The organism is Syntrophotalea sp. (assembly GCF_050253115.1).
Taxonomy (GTDB): Bacteria; Desulfobacterota; Desulfuromonadia; order Desulfuromonadales; family Syntrophotaleaceae; genus Syntrophotalea; species Syntrophotalea acetylenica.
Genome location: NZ_JBFWJQ010000111.1, coordinates 1 through 8152, shown reverse-complemented (window position 1 = coordinate 8152; position 8152 = coordinate 1). Strand labels below are relative to the sequence as shown.

General features: G+C 58.1%; 7 protein-coding genes and 1 pseudogene. 3 read left to right on the top strand and 5 right to left on the bottom strand.

Translation table 11 applies throughout. From position 1 onward, the window contains the following. Nucleotides 1-116 precede the first annotated feature (116 nt). The 3 genes from ettA to AB7E65_RS10665 all read right to left on the bottom strand — a co-directional run bounded on the left by ettA (nt 117) and on the right by AB7E65_RS10665 (nt 4305). Complete coding sequence (gene ettA / locus AB7E65_RS10675; protein WP_072287423.1) at nt 117-1802, bottom strand: energy-dependent translational throttle protein EttA; 1686 nt, start codon at nt 1800-1802, stop codon at nt 117-119. 176 nt (nt 1803-1978) lie between these two features. Then, complete coding sequence (locus AB7E65_RS10670) at nt 1979-2098, bottom strand: entericidin A/B family lipoprotein (RefSeq protein WP_072287424.1); 120 nt, start codon at nt 2096-2098, stop codon at nt 1979-1981. 143 nt (nt 2099-2241) lie between these two features. Next, nucleotides 2242-4305, bottom strand: coding sequence for a hypothetical protein (locus AB7E65_RS10665; RefSeq protein ID WP_428745866.1), 2064 nt, complete (start codon nt 4303-4305; stop codon nt 2242-2244). A gap of 144 nt (nt 4306-4449) precedes the next feature. On the opposite strand from AB7E65_RS10665, the gene AB7E65_RS10660 reads away from it, so the two are divergent. From AB7E65_RS10660 to AB7E65_RS10650, 3 genes are all read left to right on the top strand, one after another. Beyond that, nucleotides 4450-5223 (top strand): SDR family oxidoreductase, encoded by a 774-nt coding sequence (locus AB7E65_RS10660; RefSeq protein WP_235605413.1) that lies wholly within the window; start codon nt 4450-4452, stop codon nt 5221-5223. A 15-nt stretch (nt 5224-5238) separates the two neighbouring features. Further along, a complete protein-coding gene (locus AB7E65_RS10655; RefSeq protein ID WP_320361495.1) occupies nt 5239-5451 on the top strand; it encodes a DUF1232 domain-containing protein in 213 nt (70 codons plus the stop codon). A 112-nt stretch (nt 5452-5563) separates the two neighbouring features. Then, entirely contained in the window at nt 5564-6610 is a 1047-nt protein-coding gene (locus AB7E65_RS10650; protein ID WP_072287428.1) for a hotdog domain-containing protein, read from the top strand. 85 nt (nt 6611-6695) lie between these two features. Here the strand turns inward: AB7E65_RS10650 and AB7E65_RS10645 are convergent, their stop codons facing one another. Both AB7E65_RS10645 and AB7E65_RS10640 read right to left on the bottom strand, forming a co-directional pair. Then, nucleotides 6696-7922 carry a hypothetical protein gene (locus AB7E65_RS10645; RefSeq protein ID WP_320361493.1) on the bottom strand — a complete coding sequence of 409 codons (1227 nt, stop codon included), beginning with the start codon at nt 7920-7922 and terminating at the stop codon, nt 6696-6698. Continuing rightward, nucleotides 7919-8152: pseudogene (locus AB7E65_RS10640) on the bottom strand (hypothetical protein); the annotation flags it as partial. The pseudogene AB7E65_RS10640 and the gene AB7E65_RS10645, both read right to left, overlap by 4 nt.

Below are 8152 nucleotides of genomic sequence, written 5' to 3'. Positions count from 1 at the left end.
TTTTCTCAATCGGTATCCTTGAAATCGGTCAAGACAGAAACCGGTGTTCAGTGACTGGCAACCTAAGGATGACCTTACGCAACGGGGCAGCGGTGAGCACCGCTGCCCCGTTGTGTTTATGCGCGGGTCAGGTGGCGATACTTGATGCGATGGGGCTGGTCGGCCGCGGCGCCGAGGCGCTTGCGGCGGTCCTCTTCGTATTCTGACCAGTTGCCCTCGAACCAGACCGTCTGGCTGTCGCCTTCGAAAGCCAGAATGTGGGTAGCGATACGGTCGAGGAACCAGCGGTCGTGGCTGATGACCACGGCGCAACCTGCGTAGTTCTCCAGGGCTTCCTCAAGCGCGCGCATGGTGTTGACATCCAGGTCGTTGGTCGGTTCGTCGAGAAGCAGTACGTTGGATTCGCTGCGCAGCATTTTGGCCAGATGGACGCGATTGCGCTCGCCGCCGGACAGGACACCGACCTTCTTCTGCTGCTGGTCGCCATTGAAATTGAAACGCGACACGTAGGCGCGGCTGTTCATGGTGCGATTGCCGAGTTCGATTATTTCCTGGCCGCCGCTGATCTCTTCCCATATCGTTTTGTCCGGGGCGAGGGCCTCGCGGCTCTGGTCGACATAGGCGAGCTTGACGGTATCGCCGACACGGATGGTTCCGTCGTCGGGTTGTTCCTGCCCGGTAATCATGCGGAACAGGGTGGTCTTGCCCGCGCCGTTGGGGCCGATGATGCCGACGATGCCGCCCGGCGGCAGGTGGAAGCTCATGCCGTCGATCAGCAGACGGTCGCCATAAGCTTTGCTGACCTTGTCGGCTTCGATAACGACATCGCCGAGGCGCGGGCCGGGCGGAATGAACAGCTCCAGATCGCGATCTTTATCCTGGGTCTGCTGGCTGAGCAGCTGTTCGTAGGAGTTGATGCGGGCCTGACCCTTGGCGTGGCGGCCCTTGGGCGACATGCGGATCCACTCCAGCTCCCGCTGCAGGGTTTTCTGCCGGGCGCTTTCCTGCTTTTCCTCCTGGCGCAGGCGCTCCTGCTTCTGCTCCAGCCATGAGGAATAGTTGCCTTTCCAGGGAATGCCGTGGCCGCGGTCGAGTTCCAGGATCCAGCCGGCCACGTTGTCCAGGAAATAGCGGTCGTGGGTGACGGCGATGACGGTGCCGGCGTAACGCTGCAGATGCTGCTCGAGCCAGGCTACGGTTTCGGCGTCGAGGTGGTTGGTCGGTTCGTCGAGCAGCAGGATGTCCGGCTTTTTCAGCAGCAGGCGGCACAGGGCAACCCGCCGTCGTTCGCCGCCGGACAGCACGTCGACCAGCGTGTCGCCGGGGGGGCAGCGCAGCGCGTCCATGGCCTGCTCCAGACGGCTGTCCAGATCCCAGGCGTCGAGATGGTCGAGCTTTTCCTGTACTTCGCCCTGACGGGCGATCAGATCGTTCATCTCGTCGTCCGACATCGGTTCCGCGAATTTCATATTGATGTCATTGAATTCATTGACCAAATCGACGGTTTCCTGTACGCCTTCCTCGACGATCTGACGCACGGTTTTGCCGGCCTCGAGTTGTGGTTCCTGTTCCAGATAGCCGACCGTGTAGCCGGGTGACAGGATGGTCTGGCCGTTGAAGTCCTTGTCGGACCCGGCCAGGATGCGCAGCAGTGAGCTCTTGCCGGAGCCGTTCAGGCCCAGCACGCCGATCTTGGCGCCATAGAAGTAGGACAGGGAGATGTCCTTGAGAACCGGTTTCTTGTTGTGATGCTTGCTGACCCGGATCATCGAATAGATGACCTTGCGGCCGTCGTCGCTCATAAAAGGGACTCCTGATGTAATGATATTAGGGATGCGGAATCAGTCGCGGTGGAATAGTGGCTGCCTGAAAGCGGCGCCCATCAAGCCTGGACACCGCACTGGCAAGGTATTCGGAAGACAATGTTCTGAAGTTTTCGTTGCAGGGACTGCAAAATCCGGATAACGGCCGGCATGACTCAGTCGGCGCTTTTCTGGATGGCTTCGCCGGCTTTTTCGATGTCCTTGCCGACGCCGGAGAGGGTGTTGCAGGCGCTCAGCGCCAGAACCAGCACAAGCAGAACAGCTAATTTTTTCATGACGATTCTCCATTGCAGGGATAAGTGAATTGAACTGTTTGGTCCGGATCATGGCCACAATCATAACAGAGGATAGGTCGAGATCCCGGAAAATTTCAATATAAAAATCGTCCTGCGTGCCCGCTGGCCGAAGCCCCGGCGTGTCAGGACACGTCGGCCCACAGTGAGCGGCTCAGCTGCCGGCTCCATTCAATCTCGGCCTCGAGCTGTTCGGGGCTTTCGAAACCGAGCCTGCGTGACAGGTAAAGATAATCGGGCGAACCGATCTCCGGCACGGTGAGATCCCTGGCGTTGCCGCGCACCGCCCGCAGAGCATCGATGGTGCGCCGGAAACAGCTGTAGGCGCGCCGTATGTCCCTGGCGCGGTCGGATGCGAGGATGCCCCTGGCTTCCAGACGTTTCAGGCCCTGCATGGCATTGGGTACCCGTACTTCCAGGTGCTCCGCTCCGCACTCGATCAGCCGGGCCTGCAGATAGTATTCGATATCCACCAGTCCGCCGGCGCTGAGCTTGAGATTGACTTTGCCGCTGCCCACCAGTTCCGCGATCTGCCTTTCGCGCAGGTGCCGTATGTTGGCGTAGTCGATGGAGCGTCCCGAGTAGACAAAGGCGTTCCGGGCCTGCATCACTTCGTCCGGCAAGGGATATTCTCCGGTGATCGGGCGCAGCTTGACCATGGCCAGCCGCTCGAACTGTTCGGCGGGGCCGTCCGGAGTGTAGTAGTCGCGGAAAGCGGCCAGGGAGCAGGCCAGGGTGCCCTTGCTGCCGAAAGGCCGCAGTCTCAGATCGATTTCGAAAATACCTTCCTTGCGGGATTTCAGGGCCTTGAGAAAGGCGCGCACGAACTCTTCAAAGTAACGGCTGTTGTCAACCCGACGTTCCCCGTTGGTAAAACCCTGCCCCCGGTAGACGAACAGCAACTCCAGATCGGAGGCGAAACCCATTTCGCTGCCGCCGTATTTGCCCGCGGCGAAAATGCCCCAGTCGCAGGGCTTCCCGTCCACCATGGGGCGTCCGAAGCGGCTTCGGATATCGGCATGGCAAAGGGCCGCGGTCTGGGTGACCACCACATCGGTCAGCGCCGTCAGTTCGCGGGCGAAGGTCACGTCGCCGATAATGTGAGTGATATGCCGCAGGTCGATGCGGAACATCTCCCGGTCCTTGAAATCATTCAGAATCCGGACCCTTTCCTGGTGGCTGTGACCGGGCTGCAGTTGCTCTCGCAGCATGGCTGTCCATTGCTGCCTGTCGAGGGTTTTTTCCAATTCGGTACGGGTGCGTATCAGCGGAAACAGGTTTTCATGCTGCATGCGCAGAAAATCTTCCCACAAAAACCGGCTCACACCCATGAGGCTGGCCAGAGTCTGCATGGTTTGCGCGGATTGAATGCTGGTAAAGTCTGCAGCTCTGCCCGGGTCTTCGAGCAGTCGCGAAGCAAGGTCGCGGAACTGGCGGATGGCCTGCCCGGGGTGGGGGCAGTGGGGCAGAAGATAGGCGAACTGTTTGATCAGGGCGCAGGCAAAGCGCAATTCCTGGAGCTTTTCCACATCGACAATTTTGCGGTTATGCAGATCGCGGATCCAGAAGGTATCCCTGACTTCGCCATTTTCGGTTCGGATGGTTGCCTGTTCGATATTGATTTCCAGCAGAGCCAGGGCATTGGCAAAGGCAAACAGAAAGCCGGGGATGTCCCGGGATATGATGTTGATGATCGTGTCCGCATCCGAAAGGTCGTTGTCTATGGCGATATCCACCGGGAGCAACTGCTCGTTGGAAGGCGCCCGCGACGCGATGGCACTGGCGACTTTGTCGATGAGACTGTCGCGAATGGCCTCGATGCCGTTTTGGGCCATTTCCCGATTGAGATTTTCCAGGTCCTCACGCAATTTTCCCATGACCTGGTTTTCCGGCAGGCTCAGAATAAAGACGTCGAGAATGATGGCTTTGGGACAAGACGCCGGGTCTGTCGGCTCCGGAGAAAAGCGCAAGGTGGTGATGTCGGCGCTGTGGATATCGGCCCCATGGGCCGTCAACAAACCCGCAATTACCGACAAAAGGCCCTCCTTGTCGGTGGTTGACAGGGCGATTTTCCGAAGATGGCCGGAAGTGGCGTTGTCTTCAAAGGCAAGATCCTGCGCCTGGCGAACCTGTTTCAAGAGGTGTTCAAAGGGTTTAAAGGTTGTGTTTTTCAGTAAGTCAGATGCCATGTTTTTCTCTCTTGACCGGGATGCCTGGTAAAGCGGTAGCCTGATGGTGACATTGTCGATACAATTGTCATGCTGACCGGATCATAGCGCTGTATCGTGAAGATAACATTAAATTGCTGAAAAAAACATACCAGGAGGATGGGCATGCAAGGGTTTTGTGAAGAGGGTGTGGCTCTGGTCACTGGCGGCGCCCGGGGGATCGGCAGGGCCATCGTCGACAAGCTGTTGGCGATGGGCATGCGGGTGGCCGTTGCGGACCGGGATGTAAAAGCCTGCGAGGCGCTGACCGGACAATACGCCCGTGATGGCAGGCTGGCGGTTTTTTGCATGGACGTAGGTGATGAGGCAGGCGTTGCGGCCGCCATGGATCAACTCCGCGAAAAATTCGGCAGGCTCGATGCCCTGATCAACAATGCCGGGCACGGGCCGGCTCACGGTACCCCGCTGGAATCCCTGGCGCTTGAGGCATGGAATCACATTCTCACGAGCAACCTTACCGGGGCCTTTCTCTGCTGTAAGCACGCTGCCGGGCTGTTGCGCCGCAGTCGCGGCGCCATCGTCAATATCGCTTCGACCCGCGCTCTGCAGTCGGAGCCCCATGGTGAAGCGTATGCCGCCAGCAAAGGCGGTCTGGTTGCCCTGACCCATGCCCTGGCCGTGAGCCTTGGCCCGGATGTCCGCGTCAACTGCGTCAGCCCCGGATGGATTGCCGCAGCGGATTCCCAAACGCAAGGCACGCCCGGGGGGCCGATCCTGCGCCCTGAAGATCATGCGCAACATCCCGTGGGCCGCGTGGGCCGCCCAGCGGATATCGCGGAAATCGTGGCGTTTCTTGTGTCACCCGCAGCCGGGTTTATTACCGGACAAAATTTTGTTGTCGATGGCGGCATGACGCGCAGGATGGTTTATGCTGAGTAGAAAAAAGGGGGATCCATGAAAAATGCATTGGTGTTTTTGACGGGAATTATCGCAGCGGTTTATCTGTTGAATCCCGGCGCCGGGATTTTTGAGGTATTACCGGACAATCTGCCCTTTATCGGCAACCTCGATGAAGCGGTTGCCGCCGGTCTGCTGATCATGTGCCTGAAGTATTTCGGCATCGATCTGACCCGGTTTTTGCCTCGGGACACTCAGAAACGACCGTAGCAGAAGGTCCGGATTGCCCGCTATGCAAAAAAGACTGGATCGGCCGTGTGTTTTCGCTATGATGTGGCGTATACGTTGAACTGTCGATGAAATTCGAAACCAGGAGACAACCATGATGAGACCGGTAGATACGTCCTTTACCAAAGTTCTGTCCCTTTCCAGCGATGAGGCGTTGCGACGGCGCTTTATGGTTCTCGACGAGCCTATCGAGGCCAACATGCGTTTTGGCTTGTTGCTTGAGGTTCTCGACAAGGTGGCGGAAGAAGCGGCTTTAAATTACGTCAACCGGTTTTTTCCCACAGCTCGTGTCGTTACGGCAGCCATTGACAACATCGTGGTTCGTCACGTCACGGATATGTCACGGGACATGCACTTCAAGGCCCGCATCAATCATGTGGGCCGCTCCTCGTTGGAAATCGGCATCCGGGTCGAGCAGCCAGGCGGGCCGGTGCGGCATATCGCCTCCTGTTATTTTACTATGGTGGCGCGCTCCGGGGTGGGAGAAGATGCGGTCAGCGTGGCGCTGCCGGGCCTGGAGTATGTCGAGGAAATCGAAAAGCAACGCGCCGCCAAGGCACTTAAAAGGCGCGAGGAGTACAAACAGCAACAGGCTTTGCTGCGTGAACCGCCCAGCCGTGAGGAATTCGAAATGCTGACCTGTCTGCATTCGGCGCAGGACGAGCCGGGGTTTTCCGGACTGCTGGCCAGTCGGCTTACCGCGGATGCCTGGGAGCGCATGTATCCCGAGCAGGAAAATGTACCCAAAAAGATTTTCGGGGGGTACCTGATTCGCCGAGCCTATGAGCTGGCGTCGATCTGTTCCGAGCAGGTGGCGCCCGACCGTCCCATTCCCGCGGCGGTCAATCGCATCAACTTCTTCCATCCGGTGCGCATGGGGGACAAGCTCCATTATACCGCCCGGGTGGTCTATACCAGCGGCAGCCTGATCTGCGTGGAGGCCAATATCGAGCGCATCAGCCGTGATCGTACTACCAAGGCGTTATCCAACTCCTGTCTGTTTACCTTTGTAAACGTCGATGAAGAACTCAATCACCAGCCGGTGCCGCTGGTTTATCCCACCAACTATGGAGAGGATGCCCGTTACCTGGCTGCCCACCGAAGCTGCCAGACTCTGATAAAGTACCGGCAGATGATCTGAACGGATATTTCTTTGCCCAATTCTTGAGAAAAGCCCGCATGTGCGGGCTTTTCTCAAGGAATGCCCGGGCAGCTTCTGCCATCCATCAGTATGTTTGCAGGCTTGACGAATTGCCGGGAGACATTACTTCGAGCCCCATGGCCTGCAACTGTGCGCAGTATTCCTGAGCCTGTGCGCGGTTCCGGGCCAGAATCAGTCCGCTGGCGCGGGCCGGTGCCTCAGGCATTCCGGTATATCGGGGGTCACAGGTAACCAGGGGGACGAACATTCTTTTGTGCATCGCTCTGTAAATGGCCTCGATCATGGCCGTGAAACCTTTACCGCATCGGATTCCTGCCAGGCGCATCATTGGGTAGCAGAAATTCCTGCGGATTTCGGACGCCAGTAAAAGAGCGGGCGTCGATCCGTTGAGGCGGAAATTAAGATCGTAAATACGTATTCCACCATCCTTCAGGATGGCCATATCCATGCCGACGCAGCCGTGGTAGCCCATGTCGCGGCCTTTTTTGGCAATGCGCTTTCCGGCGTCGATCGCGGCAGCGGGGGCAGGATCCGTGGTTTCAAGCCAGTTGCCGTAATAAATTCCCCTCTGATCGACAATCTGTTCGCTGCTGCCGAGATAAGTGATTTCACCTTTTTCAGCAATGGCGTAGTTCAGGCAAAGATTACGGCAAATGGACAAAAATGCCTCTACAACAATCTGGGAGCAATGCCTGAAATCATTCCAGGCTTGACGAACTTCCTTCGGGGTACGGCAGATCCTGATGTCCCGACCGCCTCCCGTGGTTTCGCAGGTTGCGACTTTTATGACCACCGGCAGGTTGCGGATAAACGGCGAACGACACAGCTGCGCCGGGGCCATGACGCGGCGCTCGGGCAAATACGGTGGATCGACAAAATCCGAAAGACGCCCCTTGTTGTTGAGCAGACGAAGCACATCCGGATCGATCCAGTATTTTTCAGAATTCTTTTCCGCCGGGCAGGGGGCGTGCTGCAAAGCCAGTCTAAAACCTCTATCCAGTAATATGGCGCACAGACGCTCATGCTCTGCATTGTTTTTGTAAAGCAGTGTGCGCGGCTCGGGAAAACCGGCATCCCGCAACAGTTGCAGGCCTGCGGGGGTGGCAACGCTTGCGGCGCACACTACGGGCATGCTTCCGGATACGGTCAACATCCCGCCGGTCAGCATCTCCAGGGTTAGTGGATCCTGCGGCAACCAGTGGCAAAAACCTGGCGTCGGACGCGGGCAGAAGGCCAGCTTTTCCCCGTAGATGGCGTCCAGGGACCGGACAGGGAAGAGTCTCGGCTTCACGACCTGTCCTCGCGGCCGGCGTTGTCCTGCACGGGGGTAAACCTGTCACGGGAGGGCAGGTACGCAAAAACCCCCGCGGCCAGATGTTCCAGCATGGCAGCTTGGGCCGGCGTCGGGGTGCGGATGTTGAATGAAGGGGTGCGGTTGGCATCCAGGAGAATGGTTTGCCCATCGATCTGGACGAAATCGAACTTTCCATAATCGAAACCAAGGTCCTTGCGGCGCTTGCG

Coding starts and splice junctions, on each gene's coding strand:
- AB7E65_RS10665 (WP_428745866.1), bottom strand. CDS start 4,305: ATGGCATCTGACTTACTGAAAAACACAACCTTTAAACCCTTTGAACAC.
- AB7E65_RS10655 (WP_320361495.1), top strand. CDS start 5,239: ATGAAAAATGCATTGGTGTTTTTGACGGGAATTATCGCAGCGGTTTAT.
- AB7E65_RS10660 (WP_235605413.1), top strand. CDS start 4,450: ATGCAAGGGTTTTGTGAAGAGGGTGTGGCTCTGGTCACTGGCGGCGCC.
- ettA (WP_072287423.1), bottom strand. CDS start 1,802: ATGAGCGACGACGGCCGCAAGGTCATCTATTCGATGATCCGGGTCAGC.
- AB7E65_RS10670 (WP_072287424.1), bottom strand. CDS start 2,098: ATGAAAAAATTAGCTGTTCTGCTTGTGCTGGTTCTGGCGCTGAGCGCC.
- AB7E65_RS10650 (WP_072287428.1), top strand. CDS start 5,564: ATGATGAGACCGGTAGATACGTCCTTTACCAAAGTTCTGTCCCTTTCC.